The 23,788-nt window shown below is 41.9% G+C and carries 17 protein-coding genes, 7 tRNA genes and 1 pseudogene; 21 read left to right on the top strand and 4 right to left on the bottom strand.

Annotated elements, in window-relative coordinates; genetic code table 11:
• The 3 genes and pseudogenes from G586_RS26815 to G586_RS0116480 all read left to right on the top strand — a co-directional run.
• Positions 1-229 (top strand): annotated as a pseudogene (locus tag G586_RS26815) (group II intron reverse transcriptase/maturase); the annotation flags it as partial.
• A 124-nt stretch (positions 230-353) separates the two neighbouring features.
• Complete coding sequence (locus G586_RS0116485; protein ID WP_026528594.1) at positions 354-2,165, top strand: CAP domain-containing protein; 1,812 nt, start codon at positions 354-356, stop codon at positions 2,163-2,165.
• 109 nt (positions 2,166-2,274) lie between these two features.
• Entirely contained in the window at positions 2,275-3,531 is a 1,257-nt protein-coding gene (locus G586_RS0116480) for a fibronectin type III domain-containing protein (RefSeq protein WP_026528593.1), read from the top strand.
• Positions 3,532-3,577: 46 nt separating this feature from the next.
• Here the strand turns inward: G586_RS0116480 and mtnA are convergent, their stop codons facing one another.
• Positions 3,578-4,648 (bottom strand): S-methyl-5-thioribose-1-phosphate isomerase, encoded by a 1,071-nt coding sequence (gene mtnA, locus G586_RS0116475; RefSeq protein WP_035773475.1) that lies wholly within the window; start codon positions 4,646-4,648, stop codon positions 3,578-3,580.
• A 220-nt stretch (positions 4,649-4,868) separates the two neighbouring features.
• Here mtnA and G586_RS0116470 point away from each other — a divergent pair, with 220 nt between their 5' ends.
• From G586_RS0116470 to G586_RS0116395, 16 genes are all read left to right on the top strand, one after another.
• Positions 4,869-7,388: a DUF342 domain-containing protein gene (locus tag G586_RS0116470; RefSeq protein ID WP_026528591.1), complete on the top strand. Its 2,520-nt coding sequence runs from the start codon at positions 4,869-4,871 to the stop codon at positions 7,386-7,388.
• Positions 7,389-7,390: 2 nt separating this feature from the next.
• Positions 7,391-8,533 carry an HD domain-containing phosphohydrolase gene (locus tag G586_RS23545; RefSeq protein ID WP_051204867.1) on the top strand — a complete coding sequence of 381 codons (1,143 nt, stop codon included), beginning with the start codon at positions 7,391-7,393 and terminating at the stop codon, positions 8,531-8,533.
• Positions 8,534-8,601: 68 nt separating this feature from the next.
• Positions 8,602-8,675: transfer RNA gene (locus tag G586_RS0116460), tRNA-Arg, on the top strand.
• A gap of 440 nt (positions 8,676-9,115) precedes the next feature.
• On the top strand, positions 9,116-10,273 hold the full coding sequence (locus G586_RS0116455; RefSeq protein ID WP_026528590.1) for a THUMP domain-containing class I SAM-dependent RNA methyltransferase: 1,158 nt from the start codon (positions 9,116-9,118) through the stop codon (positions 10,271-10,273).
• Positions 10,266-11,318: an N-acetylmuramoyl-L-alanine amidase gene (locus G586_RS0116450; protein WP_026528589.1), complete on the top strand. Its 1,053-nt coding sequence runs from the start codon at positions 10,266-10,268 to the stop codon at positions 11,316-11,318. Before G586_RS0116455 ends, G586_RS0116450 begins: the two co-directional genes overlap by 8 nt.
• Positions 11,319-11,334: 16 nt before the next feature.
• Positions 11,335-11,949: an RdgB/HAM1 family non-canonical purine NTP pyrophosphatase gene (gene rdgB / locus G586_RS0116445; protein WP_026528588.1), complete on the top strand. Its 615-nt coding sequence runs from the start codon at positions 11,335-11,337 to the stop codon at positions 11,947-11,949.
• Positions 11,942-12,433, top strand: coding sequence for a metallophosphoesterase family protein (locus G586_RS0116440; RefSeq protein ID WP_026528587.1), 492 nt, complete (start codon positions 11,942-11,944; stop codon positions 12,431-12,433). The genes rdgB and G586_RS0116440 overlap by 8 nt, the downstream gene beginning before the upstream one ends.
• A gap of 102 nt (positions 12,434-12,535) precedes the next feature.
• A tRNA-Arg gene (locus G586_RS0116435) sits at positions 12,536-12,609 on the top strand.
• A 46-nt stretch (positions 12,610-12,655) separates the two neighbouring features.
• Positions 12,656-12,729: transfer RNA gene (locus G586_RS0116430), tRNA-His, on the top strand.
• 72 nt (positions 12,730-12,801) lie between these two features.
• Positions 12,802-12,873, top strand: a tRNA-Gln gene (locus G586_RS0116425).
• 36 nt (positions 12,874-12,909) lie between these two features.
• Positions 12,910-12,982, top strand: a tRNA-Lys gene (locus tag G586_RS0116420).
• A gap of 265 nt (positions 12,983-13,247) precedes the next feature.
• Complete coding sequence (locus tag G586_RS0116415) at positions 13,248-14,975, top strand: methyl-accepting chemotaxis protein (protein WP_035773474.1); 1,728 nt, start codon at positions 13,248-13,250, stop codon at positions 14,973-14,975.
• Between the two features lie 17 nt (positions 14,976-14,992).
• Positions 14,993-16,393 (top strand): carbohydrate ABC transporter substrate-binding protein, encoded by a 1,401-nt coding sequence (locus tag G586_RS0116410; protein ID WP_242832044.1) that lies wholly within the window; start codon positions 14,993-14,995, stop codon positions 16,391-16,393.
• A gap of 121 nt (positions 16,394-16,514) precedes the next feature.
• A complete protein-coding gene (locus G586_RS0116405; protein WP_155834235.1) occupies positions 16,515-16,955 on the top strand; it encodes a hypothetical protein in 441 nt (146 codons plus the stop codon).
• 249 nt (positions 16,956-17,204) lie between these two features.
• Positions 17,205-18,599 (top strand): sensor domain-containing diguanylate cyclase, encoded by a 1,395-nt coding sequence (locus G586_RS0116400; RefSeq protein ID WP_026528583.1) that lies wholly within the window; start codon positions 17,205-17,207, stop codon positions 18,597-18,599.
• Positions 18,600-18,727: 128 nt separating this feature from the next.
• Positions 18,728-19,786, top strand: coding sequence for an alpha/beta hydrolase (locus tag G586_RS0116395; protein ID WP_051204866.1), 1,059 nt, complete (start codon positions 18,728-18,730; stop codon positions 19,784-19,786).
• Between the two features lie 33 nt (positions 19,787-19,819).
• On the opposite strand, the gene G586_RS0116390 is transcribed toward G586_RS0116395, so the two are convergent.
• From G586_RS0116390 to G586_RS0116380, 3 genes are all read right to left on the bottom strand, one after another.
• Positions 19,820-21,058, bottom strand: a complete 1,239-nt coding sequence (locus G586_RS0116390) for a transglutaminase domain-containing protein (RefSeq protein ID WP_155834233.1) — start codon at positions 21,056-21,058, stop codon at positions 19,820-19,822.
• A gap of 299 nt (positions 21,059-21,357) precedes the next feature.
• A tRNA-Gly gene (locus G586_RS0116385) sits at positions 21,358-21,428 on the bottom strand.
• 18 nt (positions 21,429-21,446) lie between these two features.
• Positions 21,447-21,520: transfer RNA gene (locus tag G586_RS0116380), tRNA-Pro, on the bottom strand.
• A 142-nt stretch (positions 21,521-21,662) separates the two neighbouring features.
• Here G586_RS0116380 and G586_RS25190 point away from each other — a divergent pair.
• Both G586_RS25190 and G586_RS0116370 read left to right on the top strand, forming a co-directional pair.
• Complete coding sequence (locus G586_RS25190; RefSeq protein ID WP_051204865.1) at positions 21,663-22,964, top strand: sensor histidine kinase; 1,302 nt, start codon at positions 21,663-21,665, stop codon at positions 22,962-22,964.
• Positions 22,965-23,012: 48 nt separating this feature from the next.
• Positions 23,013-23,788 (top strand): response regulator (locus tag G586_RS0116370; RefSeq protein WP_026528580.1); only part of this gene is annotated, 776 nt, incomplete at its 3' end.

Below are 23,788 nucleotides of genomic sequence, written 5' to 3'. Positions count from 1 at the left end.
ACTTCGTATGTGCATTTGGAAGCACTGGAAAACTCCGCAGAATAGAGCAAAGAATCTTATAAAACTTGGAGTTCCTAAATGGGCTGCATGGAGAACCGCATATTCAAAAGGATATGCAAGAGTCTGTCATGCATCTGATATATCCCAAGCTATAAGCAATAAGAGATTAGCCTCATTCGGACTAATCTCTATGGTAGACTACTACACCAAAAGGTGTGTTACTTGTTAAGTTGATTGAACCGCCGTGTACCGAACGGTACGCACGGTGGTGTGAGAGGTCGGAATTTCTCAATTAAGAGAAATTCCTCCTACTCGATTAAGTTTTTGAAAAGTTTTATAAAGGGAGAGATAAAATGAAAGCTTTTAAATCATACATATCAGGTTGCGTGATTTTATCTATGATGATTTTCAGTGTGATCCTGATTCCAATAAGGGTAAAAGCGGAAGGCATCGCTATGTTGCCTGTTACTGCAGAATATGAACAGTCATCGGCAAGGGCAATGATAAATAACATCAATAGCGCAAGAACCGGAGCGGATGCCTGGTATTGGAATGAGGATAATACTGAAAAGATAATATGCAACAATCTCTCTCCTATGGTTTATGATTATGATCTGGAAGAAGCTGCTATGCTCAGGGCATTGGAGATTTCTCTGATTTTTGATCATACCAGACCAAATGGAAAAAGCCCATTTTCAACATATAGTTGGCGCTCTGCCGGTGAGAATATTGCGGCCGGATATACAAACGCTAATTCTGTTTTCACTGCCTGGATGGAAGAAGATGAAATGTACGATGGACAGGGACACAGAAGGAATATCCTTAGTAACAGAACCACTGCCGTAGCTGTTGGACATGTAATAAGGGATGGCGTTCATTATTGGGTTCAGGAATTCAGATCTCCTGTCGGATCACAAGTAGAAACTCCCGTGCCAAATGGAACGAGAACAACGAATGTTGAAATACTAAAGGATAAATTCTCATCTACTCTGAAAATTGATGGAAGGAGTAGTATCTATGTTGGCGATACCATTGATTTGAATAATCTTTATGAGTCAGTTTCGTATAAGAATGGATCATTTTTTGATTCGGGTATTCGTGTTCCTGTTACTTCCGGATATGGAATTACTGATGATTCTCCGGCAACACTTGAAGATAATGTTATAACTGCGACAGGAGTTGGTGAAATAACTATAACAGCAACCAGTTCGATTACAGGCGAAGAAATAACCTGTAAAATCAATGTTACGAAGAAGAATATTACTAATAGTGTTCTTGTAAATGTTGATTCTTGGGACTTTGTTTACACAGGTGAAGAGATTAAACCATCAATCACAGTAATTTTTAATGATTATGAGATGGTTGAAGGAGAGGATTATAACCTTCAATATAGTAATAATGTAAACAGCGGAAGTGCTCAGATGGTGATAACAGGTATTGGGAACTTCGAAGGAACCTGTACCAGGAGATTTACCATAAGTCCCAAAAGGCTGACAGAAGATATGGTAACCATTTCAGAGCGTGAATTTGTGTATGATGGAACGGCGAAGAAACCTGTAGTAACTGTTACTGATGGCGATAAAGTGCTGCAGGAGGATACTGATTATACAACATATTACGGGAATAATACTTATGTTGGTACCGGATATGTAAATGTTAAGGGAATTGGGAATTACGTAGGAAACTTTAGAATGGAGTTTGTAATATCCAGTAGCAGTAACGGTTCCGGTTCTGCTTCTGGAGGCAGTAGTGACTATGACACTTCTTCAGGAGACAGTAGTGATTATGACAATTCTTCAGGAGGCAATGATTCAGGTAACAGAGGTAGTTCCGGTTCAGAGAGTAGACCGGGAAGCGTAACAGATATAAACAATTTAAGACCTTCTGCTACAAGCATTAAAAAGCTTCAAAAGGGAAAAAAGAAGATAACCGTAAAATGGAACTATGTAGCAGACGCAGATGGATATGAGCTGGAGTACTCAACAGATAGATATTTATTCCCTTGTAAGACAAAGAAGGTCAGCGGTACTTATAAATCCAGCGTAACTCTTAAGAAGCTGAAATCAAATAAGAAGTATTATGTCAGAATCAGAAGCTATAAGCTGAGTGGTGGAAGGAAGATTTATTCCGACTGGAGTAAGGTGAAGAAGGTGAAAACTAAATAATCGAAATTTATAAGTGTAAATAAAAGCAGCTCGGAATTCCGGGCTGTTTTTATTTACTCTCTTTTGATAAAATGGAAAGGATTTGTTGGGAAATCTGAAAGGGGACAAAATGAAAAGAGGAATCAGAATTGGGGTTAAAAAAGTAGCGTGCTTAACAGGCTTAATTGCAGCAATGCTTTTAGTGCAGAAGACTGATGCAAAGGCAAAGACACCTACGCAGAATGTTAATGGATTTGTTAGTTTGCTGAATGAGGAGGAAAGTACACCGACTAACACTGAAAATGGATTTGAATACGAGATTTTGAGTGATGGTACGGTAAAGATCACGGGTTGCACGCAAATCGGAGATATTGTTATTCCTGAGAAGATTGCAGGCAAGGACGTAACGGTATTAGCGAAGATGTTGTTCTTTGGAAGAGAAGACATAACATCAGTATACATTCCGTCGAAAGTAAAGGCATTTGGTACCTTTGATTACATCTTTTCATATTGTGAGAAACTTAAAGCAATCACGGTATCAGCTGAGAACCAGCAGCTTAGTTCTGTTGATGGAGTTCTGTTTAGCAAGGATATGAAGATACTCTACAACTATCCTTGTTCAAAAGGCGGAGAGGATTATGATGTTCCTGAATCCGTAGAAACCATATGCTGTACGGCATTTGCTCACGATTATAATGATGACGGAGTTTATTTAAACAAATTAAAAAAGCTGTATATTCATGGCATGAAGACTGTTTGGAAAACATACTCATTCTATGGCTGCGGGAATATGACAATTTACTATAAATTGGGTAGTGAGGCAGAGAAACTGGCTACTTACACCAATGATGCGCTTGAAGAAGAGAGAGATGCTTACCCGTTATTTGCACAAATGGGCGAAGAAGGCGGCAACACACCCGGAGGCGAAGAGGGTGGTAACACACCCGGAGGCGAAGAGGGCGGTAATACACCCGGAGGCGAAGAGGGTGGTAACACACCCAGTGGTGAACAGGGTGGAGCTGCTCCCAGCGGTGATAATGGCAGCAGTGCACCTGTAGCTGAAGCGAATGGAAATGCTACCGTAGATACTAAAATTGCTGCCCCTGCTGCAACAACTATAAAGAAGCTGCAAAAGGGTAATAAGAAAATTGTCGTAAAGTGGAATCCTGTATCAGATGTAGATGGATATGAGCTTGAATACTCAAATTCAAAGAAGTTTAGCAAGTCAAAGATAAAGAAGGTTAGTGGAGCAAATAAATCAAGCCTTACTATTAAAAAACTGAAACAGAAGAAAACCTATTATGTACAGATCCGAGCATATAAAGAGATTGATGGAATAAAGTATTATTCCGATTGGAGTAAAACCAAGAAGGTTAAAACAAAATAAGTGTTAGTCAAAATAAGCCCGGTGCAATCGCACCGGGCTTAAGAATTTACTCAAAAAGTTTTTTTATGCTCTCATCATAGGGAGCGCTTAATATTCCATGCTCTGTGATGATTCCTGTTATCAGTTCATTGTCTGTCACATCGAAAGCAGGATTGTAGACTTTGACGCCCTCGGGAGCCATGCGCTCCTTGTACCACATTTCGGTTACTTCCTCGGGCTTTCTCTGTTCGATGTTGATGTCAGCACCTGTGGGAGTGTTTATATCGATTGTTGATGTAGGTGCACATACATAAAAAGGTATGCCGTAGCGCTTAGCAACTGTTGCGACAACGCTTGTTCCGATTTTATTAGCTGCATCACCGTTTGCGGCAACTCTGTCGCAGCCGACGAAAATAGCATTGATTGCACCGCTTTTCATAAGGGATGCGGACATGTTATCGCAGAGAAGAGTTGTGTCTATTCCTGCGGAATGAAGCTCGAATGCAGTGAGCCTTGCGCCTTGAAGAAGCGGGCGTGTCTCATCACAATATACCTTAATGTTGTAGCCCTTTTCATGGGCGAGATACATAGGTGCTGTGGCTGTGCCATATTTGCAGGTTGCGAGCTGACCGGCATTACAATGAGTTAAAAGGCCATCGCCATCTTTTATAAGTGAAAGTCCGTATTCACCGATTTTTCTGCAGACTTCGATATCCTCAGCCTTTATCTTTTCGGATTCCTCGCGCATAGCAGAAATAACTTTTTCCCTGTCAAAGGAAGAACCGTTATCACAGAATGCTGTTACATGAGCCTCCATTCTTTTAAGAGCCCATGAGAGATTTACAGCAGTGGGTCTTGATGAATTCAGATAGTCGCTTTTTTGGCGAAGCTCCTCCATAAATGCTTCATAAGTAGGAGCATCAGAGTGCTTCACGAGTAGATACAGGCCAAAACCTGCGGTAACGCCTATAGCGGGAGCGCCGCGCACCTGTAATAAGTAGATTGCGTTCCAGATTTCCTCGCCCGTCTTAAGGAGAATTGTTTTGATCGTGCCGGGGAGAAGTGTCTGATCAATTATTTCTATTGCATCCAGTTCATCTCTAAGAGCAACTGTCTCGTAATCCAATATAGTTTTCATGATATATTCCTTCCAAAATAAAAAATGATTCCTGTAGATTATATCAAACAGCTGACCCCTATGTCATTAAAATAAAGTACAGTTATAATCTTCGGGAAATGTATAGAAACTATTTATAAAATATATATAAATTTGCGGAATTTCGTTGAGTGGCCTTTTTTTCGGTGTTAGAATGATTCTGAGGCATTATATCTCGAGTTAACCGGTGAGGATACTGATAATGGCTGTTGTTGCTGATGAGGATAAAAGTTTATATCAGCCTGACTTGATTGAGAGTGAGCTATTGCTTATTAAAAAGCAGGGTGGAGATGCTGATGCATATAGGGATCAGCGTTTTAATATCTACCAGCTTGCAGAGATCCGAAAAGGGCTTTCCACCGGCGTGGATGTGAGCACTTATGCAAGACCTGAAGTTCCATGGAACGAAATGGAGGAGATAAGGCTCGAGCTTCAGAGTGGAATAGATATGTCCGCTTATCGTGAAGCGGGATTCGATATAATGCAGCTTGCAGAGATAAGAGAAGGGCTTTCTGCAAAACTGGATGTTTCTGAGTATGCAAGGCCTGAGTATTTTTCGGATCAGATGAAGCAGATTAGACTAGGTCTGGCTGCAGGTATACCTGTCCTTTTTTATCAGGATCCCAGGTTTAACTGGCTGCAGATGGCTGAGATCAGAATAGGGCTCGAACACGGAACGGATATATCGCGATACGCAAATATCGATATGCCGTACATGAAAATGCGTGTCATCAGAGAGAGTCTCGAGGATGGTCTTGAACTCGATGAAAAGCTGATCCGCTACAAGGATGCCTCTACTCTGGAACAGATTCATATTGCTTTCAAAGAAAAGATAGACATTGATGAATACGTAAAAAAGAATTTTGATGCTGAACAGCTTGAACAGATAATGAAGGCAAAGCAGGCTGGAATAGAGGATATTGACCGTTATTTCCTTTTTGGCATGCGTGGAGAATGCATGCATGAGGTTCGAAAAGGATTGGAGCAGAACCTCGATGTTTCCATATATGCCGATGAACAGTACGGCTGGAAACAGATGAGGGAGCTTAGGCTGGGCCTTGAACATCAGATAGATGTTACACCATATGCCAAGCCTCTTTATCGTGCAGATCAGATGCGCGAAATCAGAAAAGGCATAGAAAATAATGTTGATATAAATCTTTATAAGAGTATGGTTCATCCTGCTCAGGAGATGCATATCATGCGAAAATGGCTTGAGGAAGGTAAGACTCTTCCGAGTAATCTCAGCAAGCTGTTTTCGGGACAATTGCAGGAAGAACTGGACAGGCCTGCTGATGAAGAAGTAAAGGCGCTGCAGTTTTTGCAGACTGAGGAAGGCCGCCTTATTGATATATCAGCGGATAAAATGAAGTGCTATTTTACGCTTCCTTTGGGTGTTAAGGGTACGACATATACTCTTGAGAGGGTGATAAAGCTTCTGTATGCGGCAAGAGTCAGAAGAGGCGTGAGCAGAAAAGCCATCGAAGAGATGATCGAGGGCAAGAAGTATGGAGTTAAAACACTTATTGCTTCAGGAAAAGAGCCTGTAAACGGAAGTGATGGCTACTACGAATATCTGCTTAAACTCAGTGAAGAGATTTTGCCAGACATGGGTAGTGGAGAGAGTGCGGATTTTAGTAATGTCAAGGTGTTTGATGAGGTAAAATTGGGCGATAAGCTCGCTATTTACCATCCGCATACTGCCGGAATAGATGGCTTTGATATCACAGGAAAGGTGCTTAAAGCTAAGGCCGGCAGAGGTAAACCGATCTTGAAAGGTCAGGGGTTCATGCTCCTTAGCGATAAGAAGACTTATGTATCTTCTGTAGCAGGTGTTGGCAGGATACAAAATGGCGAAATAAAAATCGATCGCGTAAAGGTATATAATTCGCTTGTAAATGTTAAGGAAAAGGTGGTCTACGACGGAACGATCTGGGTAAAGGGTGATGTGGACAATGCTTACATAAAAGCGAAGGGTGATGTGCTGGTTGACGGAAGCCTTACTTGTGCCGATATACGTGCCGGAGGACGGGTTGTCGTAAGAAAGAGTATAGTTGGAAATCTTAATGACAGGTCTTCGATAACGGCAGGAGGTCTCGTTGCGGCTACGCATATAGACAACGCCAACATTAAGTGCAAAGGCAATCTTGTTTCAAACGACTGCCTCAACTGCGATGTTTCTGCTGAGGGAAAAGTCCTGATGCTTGGAGAAAAGGGACTTGTCAGTGGCGGCGTGGTAACGTCCTTAAGAGGACTTGAAACAGCGGTTCTTGGAAGTAAAACGGTAAAAGAAACAGTTGTAAGAACCGGAATAACTGAGGAGATCGATTATGAATATCAGATGCTCCTTAAGAATATCAGCCGTATATATGCAGAGCTTAAGGTATATGAGCAGCAACGTGTAAAAATGTCAGCTTTTAATGATAATACAAATAAGCAGGCATTGCAGATAAAGATTAAGATAAACGCAGAGTCCGCAATAAAGGAAAGCGAACTTGAAAAGCTAAATACCAGAAAAAAAGAGATAGAAACAGAGATGGAATCCGTTAAGGGTGCCAAAGTAATAGTATCGAGACTGGTATTTAGCGGAACAACGGTAAAAATCGGAAACAGGGTATTAAGGGTACATGACATTCGGGAGACTTCAAGTGGAATCACTTTTGCTTCCGAAAAAGGCGCATTGGTGATGCTTGATGGTGAAAAACCTGTAGCAAGGAGTTAAAGGTGTCTGACAAGAGTATTCTAATTGTAGATGATACAGAAATAAATAGAGGTATCCTGAGCGAGATATTTAAGGATAAGTATGGGATTCTGGAGGCTGAAAACGGCAGACGTGCTCTTGGAATCATAGCTCAGAAAAAGGATCAGATAGCCGCCATCCTGCTTGATATTGTCATGCCCGAGATGGATGGCTTCAGATTGCTTGAAGAGCTTCATAAGCACAGTATTCCAGATAAAATTCCTGTACTTATGATAACTGCCGATGCATCTTCGGAAGCTGAAAGAAAATGCTATGAAAATGGGGCATGTGACGTTATCCATAAGCCTTTTGATTCTGTTGTTGTTCAGCATAGGGTTAAGCGTGCAATTGAGCTCAACATGAGCAAGCAGGAGCTCGAAAAGAAGGTAAATGATCAGACTAAGGTTTTAAAGAAGCAGTTCATGGTACTTAAGAAGCAGGAAGAGCGTCTTAGGGAAACCAACAGCAGAATCATTGATACTATCTGTACTATTGTAGAGTTCCGAAATCTGGAGTCTGGGTATCACTTAAAAAGGATCAAAGGCTTTGTATCGATTCTGGCTAATGTAGCTATGCGAAATTATCCTGAATTCGGATTGACACCTCATAAGATTGAAGTAATAACTACAGCGAGCGCAATGCATGATATCGGTAAGATCACGGTGCCGGATGCAATTTTGCTTAAGCCCGGAAGACTAACTCCTGATGAGTTTGATATAATGAAGTCACACACAACAAGAGGGTGTGAGATCGTAAAGATGCTCGCGGATCTGCAGGACAAGGAATATCTAGAGGTCAGCTATGATATCTGCAGACATCATCATGAAAAGTATGATGGCAAAGGGTATCCTGATGGCCTTAAGGGTGAGGAAATCTCAATTGCTGCTCAGCTTACATCGCTTGCGGATGTATATGATGCACTTGTAAGTGATCGTGTTTACAAATCTGCTTATGCGCCAAGTAAGGCGTATGAGATGATAAAAAACGGAGAGAGTGGAATTTTCTCAACTAAAATTTTGGCATGTTTTGATATAGCAAGGCCTGAGATGGAGGCTATGGTGGCCAGGACAAAGGCCGAAGAAGAGGCTAATATAGCGGCCGGAGGAAGCGGACAATTAAGTCAGTAAAAAAAGTGTTGACATTTATTTAGATGATGTTATAATAATTTTCGTTGCACAACTTTTATAGTGCATATGTGTGTGTAGCTCAGCTGGATAGAGCGTCTGGCTACGGACCAGAAGGTCGAGGGTTCGAATCCTTTCACACACGTCGATTAAAATAAGGGACATGGCAAGATGCCATGTCCCTTATTTTGTTCGAGTCCGGTCGGACTCGAACGGGTTCGATCTCCGCTTCGCTCCGGTCGGCGCTAAGCAGAGGTCCCCCGGACCTCTAGCGCCCTTTCACACACGTTGGTGAGTGGCTTCGAACGGGTTCGGTCTCCGCTTCGCTCCGGTCTGTTTTTTCCTTTTTTTACATAAAAAAAACCCCTAAAATGGGAGGAGACCGGTATGGGTGGGGACTCCATACCGGTCATAAAGAAAAGGAGATTGTCCTTTTTGTTCTGCAATATATATATCGTCAAAAGCGCATTTAACTTTAGGGGGATTTCAAAATTTTTTTCAGAAATTTTTTCTTGAAATATATGTAGCCGGATTATGATATAATTTTGTGGATTGTAAACATTGTTTTGTAAAAAAGGTAAACGAATGCAGAGATTTGATTTAATAGCTCCGTGCCATTTTGGCCTGGAGTCAGTTTTGAAGAAGGAAATAATAGACCTTGGATACGAGATAACCGAAGTGGCTGACGGAAGAGTTACCTTCGCCGGAGATCCCGATGCGGTGGTCAGAGCCAATATTGGTCTTAGGACTGCGGAGAGAGTTCTTATTAAGGTGGGCTCTTTTAGGGCTCTGTCGTTTGAAGAGCTGTATCAGGGCACGAAGGCACTTCCGTGGGAGGAGTTTATTCCCAAGGATGGCAAGTTCTGGGTTAAGAAGGCCAGCAGCGTTAAGAGTAAGCTTTTTAGCCCGTCAGATATCCAGTCAATTATGAAAAAAGCGATGGTTGACAGGCTCTCCGGAATCTATGGAATCAGAAGATTTGAGGAGAATGGTGAGAGCTTTCCTGTGAGAGTTTTTCTTATGAAGGATGAAGTTACGGTGGCCCTGGATACTACCGGGGATTCTCTTCACAAGAGAGGCTATCGTAAGCTTGAGGCCAAGGCTCCTATCGCGGAGAATCTTGCGGCTGCACTTTTAATGCTGACTCCATGGAAGCCTGACAGGATTCTGATCGATCCCTTCTGCGGAAGCGGCACTTTCCCTATTGAGGCTGCTATGATAGCAGCAGGAGTTGCACCCGGAATGCACAGACATTTTACTGCGGAAAACTGGACACATATCATCACTCCCAGAAACTGGAAGGATGTGCGCGAGGAGTGCGAGGAAGAAATCGACCTTAATATTGAGACAGATATTCAGGGCTATGATATTGACCCTGACGTAATTGATATTGCAAGAATTAATGCTGAGAAGGCAGGTGTTGAGAAGCTTATACATTTCCAGACAAGACCTGTCGCTGAGCTTAGTCATAGGAAGAAATACGGCTTTATTGTGACAAATCCGCCTTATGGTGAGAGAATCGGTGAGCAGAAGGAGCTTCCTGAGCTTTACAGGACCATAGGAGAGAGATACCGAGCGCTGGATTCGTGGTCAATGTATCTTATAACTGCTTACGAGAAGGCTGAGCGTGACATAGGTAAAAAAGCCGATAAGAACCGCAAGATATATAATGGAATGATCAAGACATATTTCTATCAGTACATGGGACCTAAACCGCCCAGAAGGAATTTGAGCAATGATTGAAAAAAGATTGAAAAAAACTGCGATTTTGACCGGTTTATTTGTCGTGGTTTCATTGGGGGTAATGTTCTACAGGGTTGCGACCAAGAGCGTTATTATTGCCGAAGCCGGTGATGAGTATGTAGTGAAGATGCTGGACGGTCAGGAATACGAACTCGGTATTGAAAAGCCGTCATCTTCTAAGGGCAAGGATAGCATAGTGATTCCTCTTGAAAGCGGCGTCACTTCAGATAGTATAACCTTTGAAGAGAGGCATGGATTACACCAGTTTGTTCTTTATGTTAAGGGTAAGGATCCTGAGTTTTATGCAAAAAACAGCGTGATATCAGATCTTAGTGCGATTAAGAGCGGAAGCTTTATGTCTCTTAATGAAAGCGGCCTTGTTTGCCTTACTTTCCAGTTTGACGGACTTTATGAAACCGCTACATCCCTCGGAGACGGTGAGATCGTAGTGACGATTAAGGAGCCTGCCGGTTTATATAAAAATGTCGTTGTAATAGATCCCGTAGACGAGCTTGGACTAAAAATGGTTCCTTATTTAAAGAATGTCTTTCAGGGGGATGAAAATATCAAATTGTATTTTACGACTACTGATGACACTGATATGGGAACGGATGTAGTTAGGCAGCTCATCGATGATTCGGGGGCGGATTTTTATATCCAGCTTGGCGTTGACGAAACGGTTGAGGTTGATGCCGGGATAAGAACATATTTTAATGACAGATTTTTTATCAGAGGCTTTGGTAATGTGGAGCTTGCCGACAAGCTGGAGATGAATGTTGCAAAGTCGGCGGGGACTAAGGCGCTTGGCCTCTCAGCGGAATGCGCTGATAATGAGATGCTTCACGAATTAACAATTCCTGCTGCACATGTGACAATAGGTAATATCAACAACAAGGCGGATCATGATAAGCTCGAAAAGGACAGCTACTTGGAGAAATGCGCTAAGGGTGTCGCAGATGGTATCAGGGAAGCTTTTGAGACTGTTGATCCATCTGTGAAAACTGAGAATGATGACGCATTTCAAGGCATAATTAACGGAAACTGATAAGGGGATATTTTTAATGAAGATAATTTTTGCAACAGGTAATAAGAATAAGATGAAAGAGATCAGGGAGATCCTTGGCGGACTTACTTCTGATATCAGTTCAATGAAGGACGAGGGCATCGACCTTGATATTGAAGAGAATGGTACCACTTTTGAGGAAAATTCCATGATAAAGGCAAGAGCAGTTGCTGACTATTGCAAGGAAAAGGGCATGAGTGATTTTTGCATTATGGCTGATGATTCAGGACTTGAAATCGACTATCTCGATAAGGCTCCCGGCATTTATTCCGCAAGATTCCTTGGCCATGACACACCTTATTCTGAGAAGAATAAGCAGATTCTTGAAAAGCTCGACGGTGTACCGGATGAAAAGCGCAGCGCAAGATTCGTGTGCGCTATAGGAGCAGTTCTCTCAGACGGTAAGGAATTTGTCGTAAGAGCAACAATGGAGGGTATAATCGGCCACGAAATAGCAGGAGAGAATGGATTTGGATATGATCCTATTTTCTTCCTGCCTGAGTATGGTAAGACCTCCGCTGAGATCAGCCCCGAGGAAAAGAATGCAATAAGCCACAGAGGCAAGGCCCTCAGGATGATGGAAGAGAAGTTGAGGGCGCAGCTCAATGCATAAGATTTTGATTGTAAGTGATACTCATAGAAAAGATGAGAACTTTTTCAAGGTAGTTGATATTGAAAGCCCTGTAAGTCTCATTATTCATTGCGGAGATACCGAAGGGTCAGAGACCCAGATGCAGCAGCTTTCCGGGGCACCTATGCGCATTGTAAGGGGCAACAATGATTTCTTCTGTAAGCTGCCTGATGAGCAGGTATTTGAGGTCTGGCCGCACACTTTCTTCGTTACACATGGCCATAGGTATCTTGTAAATATGGGTAGCGATGAGATAATGAGAGAGGCCTTTTCAAGAGGAGCAGATGTCGTTGTATATGGACATACTCATAGACCTATAGCAGCCGAAATAGATGGCATGTATGTCTTTAATCCGGGTAGCCTTTCATACCCCAGACAGGAGGGCAGAAAACCTTCATATATCATTGTTACAATCGATGATGAGGGAGAGCTTTCCTACGAATTAAAGTTCCTCGAAACGCTGTGAATATAAAAGTTTTGAAAAAAAATGGAAAATATTAAAAAATTATATTGACATAGTGAATACTGTCCTTTATAATTTGTAAATGTCGCTGCGAGTGCGATGCATGTGTCCGTAGCTCAGCTGGATAGAGCAACGGCCTTCTAAGCCGTGGGTCGGGGGTTCGAATCCCTTCGGGCACATTTTCAGATTAATATTGATTTAGATCCTTGTTGATCTGACTGTATGGTGGGTATGGCGCAGTTGGTTAGCGCGCCAGATTGTGGTTCTGGAGACCGTGGGTTCGAGTCCCACTATCCACCCTTTTCTTTTAGGGCGATTACTTGGAGATTCATTTTTCACCCATTTTGAGTTATTATTTAATTAACGTATGATGGGCTATCGCCAAGCGGTAAGGCACAGCACTTTGACTGCTGCACTCGTGGGTTCGAATCCCGCTAGCCCAGTTTTGATATATCACTGCTTTTGCAGTTTATATATATGAGATACTAGCTCAGTTGGTAGAGCACTTGACTTTTAATCAAGTTGTCGTGGGTTCGATTCCCACGTGTCTCATTACAAGCGCTTAACTATTAAGGTTGAGCGCTTTTTTCGTGTGCGTATATGTAAAAGGTAATACCTGATTTTTCGTGGCTTTGAGCTGATCAAGAGCACTGATTTATTTACGAGATTTTTATGATTATTTAATTGAGTTCAATATAGCAACGACTGATAATATTAATGGTGTGCAATTTAAAATATTAAAATATAATTTTGCGCGCTTGAAATTAAATCATTATATTATTAGTTGCGGTCTGCTTGAATTGACAGGAGATTTGCTATGTCTGATGAAAAAATGAAAGAAAAGACCAAAAGACAGGTACCCATGCACAGATCGATAAGATTTCGTGTTATGTGTACGATGGGTGTTGCGGTATTTGTAACGCTGATTGCAATTATTTTGGTTGTAACCATTCCTGTAAGGAACGAACTTGAGAAGGTTAATTCCAATTATCTGTTCATGACTGCGCAGATGTATGGACAGCGCCTTGAGACGGCGGTGAATCTGACAGAACATGACATTGATATCCGCAAGGTTCCTTTCAGACTGGAAGCCTTTTTGCAGGATGCAAAAATGGAGGGCTGCGAGAGCAGCTACTGCTATCTGGTCCGTGATGATGGACTGACACTTTATCATCCAAACCATGATAAGATTGGTCGCCAAACGGAAAATGAGACTATACGGCAGATGGCTACAGCAATTGCTGTGGGGAATATCGCAGAACCTTCAATTATTGAATACGTATATAACGGAACAGAGGAGATAGCTGCTTTTTATGCAAGTAATAAGGGCTATGTTCTTGTAGTTGCCGTTGAAAAGAAGGATTTCCTTTCTACCTTAAACAGTATGACAATGATCGCCATTTTTACAGGCATAGTAATATTTGTTATCATGCTCCTGTTCGGACTGTTTACAGCGCTTAGGATTACCAAGCCGATTCAGACAGTCTCTGAGGTTGTTGACCAGATTGGTGACCTTGATTTCACGGGAGATCCCAGAACGCAGGAACTTTTAAAACGAAAAGATGAGACCGGAGTAATTGCCCAGTCTGTAGAATCGATGCGTGTAAAGCTTGTGGATATCGTGGAAAGGATACAGATACAAAGCACGCTCTTATACCACACATCCGATGAGCTTTCAAAGAGCGCACAGACCACTACAGACGATGCAGCTCATATTGAAAACGCGGTCAGTGATATAGCAACCGGTGCTGTATCTCAGGCAGATGAAACGCAGAAAGCCAACGCTGATGTGGGCGTTATTGGTGATATGATCATCGATACCGGCGATCAGGTAAGCGGACTTACTGAGACTGCAAACAATATGAGAACGACCAGCGAGGAAGCTTTTGCGATTCTTGCAGAGCTTGGCAGGATAAATAAGAGTACATCTGATTCTATTGAGCGTATTTATGAGCAGACCAACGAAACCAATCAGGCCGCACAGAAGATTCAGGAGGCAGCAGGACTCATAGCTTCTATTGCAGATGAGACAAATCTTCTCTCTCTCAATGCGAGCATAGAGGCTGCCAGAGCAGGAGAGGCAGGAAAAGGATTTGCGGTTGTTGCAACTCAGATTTCCAAGCTTGCTTCTGAGTCCAGTGAGTCTGCTCAGAGTATAGACGATATTATCAGAGAACTTGTTCAGAATTCCATGAAGGCAGTGGAAATCATGAATGAAGTCAGGGAAGTCATGCAGGAGCAGAGCAACATGGTTGAGAATACCGAGAGGGCTTTCCGCAGTGTTCGTGAGGGTATTGATAATTCACTGGCCGGAGCAGAGAACATTCGTGAACATACAGATAAGTTGAATGATTCAAGGGAGAACATTGTAAATACAGTTGTGAGTCTTTCTGCCATTGCGGAAGAAAATGCAGCCAGCTCCCAGGAGACATCAGATACAATGAAGCGCATTCTGGAAGAGCTTAAATCTGTTGAAGAAGGCAGCGATAGGCTGAATGACATTGCGAAGGTTCTTGATGAGAGTATAAACGAGATTCACATTTGATCTATATGGAGGCAGTTATGACAATGAAGAATAATACATGCTTTTCCATAGCAATTCTGTGTCTTATGGCCGTGCTTATAAGCGGATGTGCGCAGGCAGAGCAGACTGCAGAGACAGAAGCAGAGACTACAGCGACATCAGAGCTCTGTTCTGATGGAGGTCAGGTCCTGAATATTTACTGCTGGAACACGGAGTTTGAAGAGAGGATGACAGCTTTCTATCCTGGTTATACGGACAATGGAGATGGTACCGGATCGATTGGAAATGTAAAGGTAGTTTGGACGATAACACCATCGGACAACTATGGTTATCAGAATCTTCTTGATGAGGAACTTCTTGTAAACATGGATAAAAAGGCTGATGATCGCATAGATTTGTTCCTTATGGAGGCGGACTATATTTTAAAATATGCTGATTCAGACTATACACTTGATATTGTCAATGATCTCGGAATAACAGAATCAGAGCTCGCTGATCAGTATCAGTATACTAAGGATATTGCCACATCAAGGGATGGAAAGCTTAAGGGAAGCAGCTGGCAGGCTGCGCCCGGGCTTTTTGGATATAGAAGATCTATAGCAAGAGATGTGCTGGGGACAGATGATCCGGATGAAGTACAGAAGTATTTATCCGACTGGAAGGGGTTTGATAATGTGGCTGAGCAGGCCGCTGCTAAGGGCTATATGATGCTCTCCAGTATAGAAGACTGTTATAAGATTTTTGCAAACAATGCGAAGGTTAAGTGGGTGGATGATCCGTTTTCATCAACTCCCAAGATCCAGATAGACAGCAAACAGTGGGAATGGGTGGATATGTGTAAGAAGTACCGTGAAAACGGATGGATAAATGATACCACCCAGTGGTCAGAGGGTTGGAACTTCGACCAGAGTGCTGAAGGCAAAGTATTTGGGTTTTTTATGTCGACCTGGGGAATTAATTTCACCCTTGTTGGGAATGCAGGAGAAGAGGGCTTTGGTGACTGGAGTATTTGTGAAGGACCTGCTGCGTGGTATTGGGGTGGAACCTGGATTGCAGGTGCGAGAGGAACTGACAATGCATCTCTTGTTGCTGATATTATGAGAAAGCTTACTTGTGATAAACAGAACATGGTAAAAATCACGGAGGAGACTCAGGACTATACCAATACTATTTCGGGGATGCAATCCCTGGCATCCTCTGATTATCACTCCGATTTCCTTAACGGACAGAATCACATAAAGATGTTCGCTCAGGCGGCGCCAAAGATAGATATGTCTCTGGCAGGTCCCTATGACCAGGGGCTGGGGGATACATTCCGTGAGGCATTCAAACCATATATTAATGGAGAATGTGATAAGCAGGCAGCACTTAACGAATTCTACAAACAGGCAGTTGTTAAGTACCCTGAGCTGACATTTGATGCAGAGGATATGAAATAGTAAGACTTTTTTATCATGATATTGTAATATTGCGGGTTTTACAGATATATGCTATTTAAATTTTTCTGTTCATATATTATCCTTATATTTGGGGTTAAAATGAATGGAGGGAGCAATAGTAATGAAAAAACAATTATTTACATTTATCATGGCAACTGCAATATTTTCCGGATTTTTCATTGGAAAAGGCATGGAGGCACATGCTCTTTACAATTACAATAATGTGCAAGGTGCTGCTACCGCTATTTCAGATCCGGACTTTGATGCGGCATATTATTTACATAGATATCCGGATCTTTTGGCAGCAGGGCTGCGCACTCAGGAACAGTTATATCAGCACTGGATCACATATGGTAAGGCAGAAGGAAGGGTAGGTAGTCAGACTTATACAGTTCCTGAAAATTTAGTTCCGACTCCCAAGGTTTTTTCATCAGACTTTGATGCGGCATATTATTCACATAGATATCCTGATCTTAGGGCAGCAGGACTGCGTACTCCGGAGCAGCTATATCAGCACTGGATTACATATGGTAAGGCAGAAGGAAGGGTTGGCAAGCCATAAGATTGGAAAGGCATAAGTATTTATTTAGCTGATTACCAAAGACACAGCAGATGTTCGGGAAGCTACAAGCGCTTAACTACAAAGGTTGAGCGCTTTTTTCGTGCGAGTTGGTATTGACCGACTCAATCGTGACATGACAACAAGTATTGATGGTTTTATAATAAGGTGGCAGGAAGAATGCCTGCATGAAAAATGCAACGATTTTTGTTGTGATTGTGGATGAAATATTCGAATAGAGGGGCAGTAAGTATGGATTATCAGTCATGGATTGAAGGTATAAATGAATTAGCAAGCCTGTATTCATTTGATATATTGTCGGATGGAAGTTTTAGTGAAATTCGGCTGATGGCAGTAAATCAAATGAATGATGTAATGCTTCATATGGTGCCTGACGCTCCGGAATTTTATCCGGGAATACCGTACAGAAGCTACTGGATGGATTTGAATTTTGAGAGTTATATTTATAAATGTGCAAGTTCTGCCAAGCCACTGTATTCCTATGTTAATGCGCGTGGAGTCTGGCTTAAGGGATTTTATCTGCCTATTGCGGATATCTGGGGTGAGTATAATTGTCCTCCACTTCCGAAGGGAGCACATAGAGTTTACTGCTTATATGTTGTGAACTTTACAGAGCAGGCTCAGACTGATTCAATGGCACAGAGGTCACCGGAGGTGGCTGGTGCAGTTTTGGATATTGGTATCAGACTGCACGAAGCAACGGATTTCTACGAGTCGCTTGCCAATACTGCCGCGCAGGTGAAGGAATTCTGCGGAGCAAGGATGTGCTCAATGTACCTCGTGGATAAGGTTACGCGTGAGTGCACTTTTGTTAGTGAGGACGGGGTGCATGATTTAGAAGAGTTTGCATCAGAAATGGGAAGGACGCCATTTGAGGTGGCAGAGATTTGGGAAAAAGATCTTGCGCTCTCGGATTGCCTTCTTTTGCAGGATCTTAAAATAATTGAGGAACGTGATCCTGAATGGTATAGGTCTATGCTTATGCATGGCGTTCAGAATATCGTATTTTATGCGATTCGCTATAATCAGACGCTGGTAGGTTATATATGGGCTGCTAATTATGATGTGGCCAAAACGGAGCAAATTAAAGAGACACTGGAGCTTTCTACATTTATGCTTGCAGCTGTTATAGCGAATCATTTTCTTATTTCAAGGCTTGAAGTAAAGAGTGCAATGGATGCGCTGACACAGGTTGGCAATCGCAATGCTATGGATGACTATGTGAAAAGTATTGAAAAAGGTACTGCCAAATTACCGAAAACTTTGGGTGTAATTTTTGCTGATCTTAATGGGCTTAAAAGGAAGAATGATGAAGAAGGGCATGATGCAGGAGATAGAATGCTCGTGCGCTCATCATCACTCCTTAAAGTTGTTTTTGGTGAAAACCTAATCTACCGTGCAGGTGGAGATGAGTTTGTTATTTTCTGCGAAGATATTTCAGAAGAACAAATGCGAGAGCGCATTTCGAGGCTTAAAATGTTGGCAGATAGCAATTTGGATGTCAGCTTTGCTATTGGCAGCGTCTTTTGCGAGGGTTCATATGATATAGGTGAAGCGGTGCAGAAAGCCGATGAATTAATGTATCAGGATAAGAAAGAGTATTATCAGCTGCATAGCGCTACCTAATAGTGCGAATGTTGACATAAAATAATCAAGTGAAAAACAGGTCTTTATCAGTGTGTGATAAGGCCTGTTTTTGTTTTTGCGATATTTTAATAGGGGAAAATAAAAATGAATCTTGTAAAAGGGGCTACATGAAAAAGAAAATGTTAGGGATAACAATCTTTTTAGTTCTGATAATTATAATAATATTGATAATACTACCTCCAAGCCTTGGTAAGCTTCCGAAAGGACACGCTCTAAGTGAGAAAACATTTCTTGAAGCTGATGGTGTCAGGCTGGGACTAATCTTATTGTCCGATAAAACAGATAATCCTGTACTTCTTGTCTGCGGGGGAGGCCCCGGAATTCCTCAGTATCTCATGGAAAGCCTCTATCCATCTGTTTTACCTGAATATTTCACGGTTTGCTATTTTGACTACAGAGGAACCGGGCTCTCATTTGATAGCGGTGTCGATCCTGACAACATGACAACTGATAAATATATAAAAGATATAGTACTGGTGACGAATTATCTTAGGGAAAGGTTTGTACAGGATAAGATTTATATCATGGGTCATTCGTTCGGAACATATATGGCGCTTAACACGGTGAAGCAATATCCGGAGTATTATACAGCATACCTCGCAATGTCTCAGATTTGTGATCAGTATAGGTCGGAATTAATGGCATTTGATTACATGCGCGGTCGCTATAAAGAGCAGGGTAACAGCGCTCTGGTGGCGCAGTTTGATAAATATAAAATAACGGAATCTGAAGATGATTACAGAAAGTATACTAATTCCGGACTTCGCGACAAGGCTATGCATGAACTGGGAGTTGGGACGACATCGGATATGGATAATGTAATAACTGGCTTATTTTTCCCGAGCCTTCGGATAAAGGCCTACACTCCGCTTGAGCGTATTAATATCTGGAGAGGTAAGGCGGCCTCCGGAAAGTTTGCGGTAAATAGTGAATCCTGGCTTTTTAACGCTTTTGAAGCTGTTTCAAGTATAGAAATACCTATCTATTTCTTTGCAGGAGAAAATGACATGACGTGCTGCACTACTTTGCAAAAGGAGTATTATGAGAGCGTTATAGCCCCGGAAAAGGAGTTCTTCCTCTATGAAGGATGCGCTCATAGCCCCATTTATGAGGATGGAGAAAAAACGAGAGAGATTCTTGATGGACTAGGTATTTTTGCGCCTTAAAAAGAATTTTTAACCATCTGATTTTTACAAAACTTACTCTGCAATAGGAACAAGTGAGTTGAGGAAGATTTCAATGTCTTCGCAACCCTCTGTCGTGTGGTCAAATCTTACATGTGAACTGTCGTAAACAGCATTATAAGGCTCGTAGCCATCAACATTGAACAGAGTATCGTCAGATGCTTTCAAGTCCTTTATTTCGGCAGTTGACAGGTTGTAGTAATGGTGCCTTAAATTGTTGTATTTTTCGGTGTCATTTTTCAAAGCTGAAAAGAACTCATAATCTTCTGAGAGGTCATAATCGTTGTCGTTCCATGTGGGATCGACCTCGAACCATTGGCCTGAGATATTAACGACATTCCAGGCGTGGATATCCTGATCAAGTGATGATGCGGGAATGCAAAAAGCGCTTCCGCTTACCATGCTACAGGGGATGCCGACTTTATGCATTAAATATTCAAAAGCAAAGGCGTAACCGCTGCAAACCGCGTGGTTGCGCCTTCCTTCTGAGTCGCACACCAAAGCGCCATAAGCAGTGTTACCAAGATCCCAGATGATTTCGGAATCATTGTCAGGATTCTCCGGTAAATCTGATTCCAAAATATCGTAGTCATAGGTTACAAGATCAATCAGTTTGTCGTGGATGGCAAGTTCTATATCTTCATCGGACATGCTAAGGTCAATATCCTTCATGAAATCCTCTGATGCTTTTTCAAATGCAACAATCTGATCAGCTTCTGATGGGGCAGTTTCCATATCAAAAAAATAAGTAATATATCCATCATATGAAAGTGAACTGCAATGGATAGCACTCGACTCTGACATAAGGAAGAAGTACTCGGGATGATCATAGCACATAGCATAATAAACATTCCAAAAGTGATCTTCGCCAAGCTCATCCATCTTAGCCTCTGATATAACAATTGCATTTGAGTAATCTTCAACTGTTCGGTTTTCCACGAGATCGATAAAAATGTTGTATACATTCTTGTCGGCATCATCAAGATTTTGATACATTACCCAAATGTCATCCAGCTCCTGCGGAGCCTCGGGCTCATCATAGTACATATATTTTCCGCTGACATCTTTTAGTGTGGATGCCACTCTATGCGGCAATGAACCAAACTCCGAAGTATCTTCGGTCATCGACATAAGAGCAAGAAACACTCCTACCACTAAAAAACCGACAAAAATAATAGTAAGCGTGGAAGAGCGGCGCTTACGGCGTTTGTTATTGTTTTTGTTTTCTTTGGAAGTATTATCGTTGTTTATCATAGAAAAATGTTTAAATTCCTAATATTTATTATCTTGTTTATTTTATTACTACATAATTCTGTGGACAAGCATTGTGATATATTGACCTGGGATTTCTGTATAGATTTGACCGGAGCGGAGCCTGAACCATATGAGACAACAACATATATAAAAGGGATAAGCGGGTGATGGGGCGGCAGAGCGCCAGTGGCGCTCATCTTTGCCGCCGACCGAGCCGGAGGCGAGATACGAACCATGGGTTCGTGATCTCGCCTGCTTAAAAGAAAAACCTCAGGTTAACAACCTGAGGTTTTCTTTTAAGCGGGTGATGGGAATCGAACCCACGTATCTAGCTTGGAAGGCTAGTGTTCTACCATTGAACTACACCCGCATGTATATGGAGTTTTAATCGGGGTGACAGGATTCGAACCTGCGACCTCCTGGTCCCAAACCAGGCGCTCTACCAAGCTAAGCCACACCCCGTTTGGAAGCGTTTAGTTCATTACCTGTCCCGCAACGCAAGTAGAATTATATAACGTATATTTTAGGGTGTCAACACATATTTTGAAATTTTTTTAAAAAATTGATACAATTTTTTTATCGAGCGAAAAAAGGCGGTAAAATCATGGATCATACAGTTGATTATGTAAATATTGGAATAGCATCTTTCCTACTTGCAGTAATGAGTATCAAGCTTTTTGGTGATATTCATATGAGAAAGATCTCAAATAAAGAACGGCGTCAGTTTACCAAGATGCTGGTTTCGGTTATGCTGATGCTTGCGTCTGTATTGGCGGTAAAGACAGTTGTCTGCATTGATATGGATTACAAACCGATGATTCTCATATCGGAAATTGCATATTCTGTATATTTCATAAGTTTTTATTCGCTCTTGGGATTTTATGGTATGTATGTCTCTTATTATATTTCGAGACGAAGCGGAAAACAGCTTGCAATGAAGATCTTTGTTTTACCGCTGGCAATAATCTTTTCCTTATTGTGGGTTGTTTCATTGTTTTATGGATTTGTAGTATCCTTTGACGGAACCAATTTTGAAAAGGGCCCCCTCTATTATATGGGACTGGTAGGCGGATACATTATTCTGCTTTTAGTAATAGTTTACATGATCGTATATAGGCAGTATCTTAAGAGGGATAATATTTTTGCTCTTTTGTCCATTATCTCCTTTCCTATGTTTGGAATGGTGCTCAGATTGTTTGTTCATGATATTGAGATCATGCCTTATATGATGTGCCTCTCACTAATTTTTCTGGATAATACATTCCAATATGAGCAGGAGAGACTTATACTTGAGCAGGAGGATAAAATCTCAAGAGACAGAATCAAAATCCTTCTCACTCAGATAAAACCGCATTTCCTATACAATGTACTTAACTCAATATATGTGCTTTGTGAAAAGGATCCCGAAAAAGCTCAGGAGGCAATCGGACGCTTTTCTGATTATTTACGCGGTAACCTAAGCAATCTGGAAAAAGAGGACTGCATATCTTTTTTAAGAGAGATGGAGCATGTCACGAATTATCTGAGTCTTGAAAAAATGAGATTTAGAGATAAACTCACTATTAAGTATGATATCAAAGATGAGAGCTTTGATCTTCCGGCACTTTCCGTTCAGCTACTTGCGGAGAACGCAGTTAAGCACGGCATTCATAAAAAAGAAGAGGGCGGAACTGTCAAAATTGAGAGTTACTCAACAGCTGATAATTACTATGTTATTGTTGAGGATGACGGAGTTGGATTTGACCCGGGTTCTAAGAAGGAAGGGGACGGGCTTCATATCGGCCTGGATAACCTTGAAGAGAGGCTTGTCAGAATGTGCGGCGGACATCTTGTTGTGGAGAGCACGGAGGGTGTTGGCACCAAGGCGACAATAACAATTCCCAGAGAGAAAAATGAGTTACTCTAATCGATTTTTATATCTAAAATTATATGAATACTTCAGGAGACACTTGTAATGAGAATTATAGCTATAGATGATGAGGACCTTGCACTTGAGGGGTGCATCAGTGCTATTAAAAAAGCAATCCCCGCAGCCCATGTGGATGGATTTACCAGCGGAAAACAGGCATTTGAGGTGATTGATCAGATTAACCCGCAGATAGCTTTTCTCGATGTTGAGATGAGAACAGATAACGGGATTGATGTTGCAAAAAAACTGCAAGCAAAGAATCCCAGGATCAACATAATATTTGTAACCGGATATTCGGAGTATATGAGGGAGGCATTTGGCCTCTATGCCAGCGGTTATATAATGAAGCCTGTGACACCTGCGAAGATACAGGATGCATTTGAGCATTTGAGATTCCCTGTAGAGGAGGAGAGCGGTAGAAAGCTCAAGGTTCACACCTTTGGGGAATTTGAAGTTTTCACAAAAGAAGGAGTGCCGCTTGATTTTGCATATAGCAAGACAAGAGAACTCCTTGCGGTTCTTATTGATGCAAATGGAGCCATGAGAACCTTTGATCAGATCATGGACAGAATATGGCAGGATGAGGATGATCCCAGCGGACACAGATCATATATGAGAAACCTGTTTGCAGATATGAGCAGGATCTTTTTCGAAAACGATTGCGGAGATGCTCTTATCAGGAGAAGAGGGGAAGCTGCCATTAACAAAGAATATTTCGACTGCGACTATTTTGATTATCTTGCCGGGAAGCGCGAAGACACTGGTTTTGCGGGAGAATACATGAATCAGTATAGCTGGGCAGAGCCAACTCTTGGAAAATT

Origin of the sequence: Butyrivibrio sp. VCD2006, assembly GCF_000423925.1 — a bacterium.
GTDB lineage: Bacteria > Bacillota > Clostridia > Lachnospirales > Lachnospiraceae > Butyrivibrio.
The sequence above is the reverse complement of the archived record's forward strand: the minus strand, read 5'-3'. Positions and strand labels throughout refer to the sequence as shown.

Excerpts from the sequence above, each read along its gene's own strand:
- G586_RS0116455 (WP_026528590.1), top strand. The coding sequence starts at position 9,116 with ATGCAGAGATTTGATTTAATAGCTCCGTGCCATTTTGGCCTGGAGTCA.
- G586_RS25190 (WP_051204865.1), top strand. The coding sequence starts at position 21,663 with ATGGATCATACAGTTGATTATGTAAATATTGGAATAGCATCTTTCCTA.
- G586_RS0116480 (WP_026528593.1), top strand. The coding sequence starts at position 2,275 with ATGAAAAGAGGAATCAGAATTGGGGTTAAAAAAGTAGCGTGCTTAACA.
- mtnA (WP_035773475.1), bottom strand. The coding sequence starts at position 4,648 with ATGAAAACTATATTGGATTACGAGACAGTTGCTCTTAGAGATGAACTG.
- G586_RS0116450 (WP_026528589.1), top strand. The coding sequence starts at position 10,266 with ATGATTGAAAAAAGATTGAAAAAAACTGCGATTTTGACCGGTTTATTT.
- G586_RS0116485 (WP_026528594.1), top strand. The coding sequence starts at position 354 with ATGAAAGCTTTTAAATCATACATATCAGGTTGCGTGATTTTATCTATG.
- G586_RS0116470 (WP_026528591.1), top strand. The coding sequence starts at position 4,869 with ATGGCTGTTGTTGCTGATGAGGATAAAAGTTTATATCAGCCTGACTTG.
- G586_RS0116415 (WP_035773474.1), top strand. The coding sequence starts at position 13,248 with ATGTCTGATGAAAAAATGAAAGAAAAGACCAAAAGACAGGTACCCATG.
- rdgB (WP_026528588.1), top strand. The coding sequence starts at position 11,335 with ATGAAGATAATTTTTGCAACAGGTAATAAGAATAAGATGAAAGAGATC.
- G586_RS0116400 (WP_026528583.1), top strand. The coding sequence starts at position 17,205 with ATGGATTATCAGTCATGGATTGAAGGTATAAATGAATTAGCAAGCCTG.
- G586_RS0116405 (WP_155834235.1), top strand. The coding sequence starts at position 16,515 with ATGAAAAAACAATTATTTACATTTATCATGGCAACTGCAATATTTTCC.
- G586_RS0116390 (WP_155834233.1), bottom strand. The coding sequence starts at position 21,058 with ATGATAAACAACGATAATACTTCCAAAGAAAACAAAAACAATAACAAA.
- G586_RS0116395 (WP_051204866.1), top strand. The coding sequence starts at position 18,728 with ATGAAAAAGAAAATGTTAGGGATAACAATCTTTTTAGTTCTGATAATT.
- G586_RS0116410 (WP_242832044.1), top strand. The coding sequence starts at position 14,993 with ATGACAATGAAGAATAATACATGCTTTTCCATAGCAATTCTGTGTCTT.
- G586_RS0116440 (WP_026528587.1), top strand. The coding sequence starts at position 11,942 with ATGCATAAGATTTTGATTGTAAGTGATACTCATAGAAAAGATGAGAAC.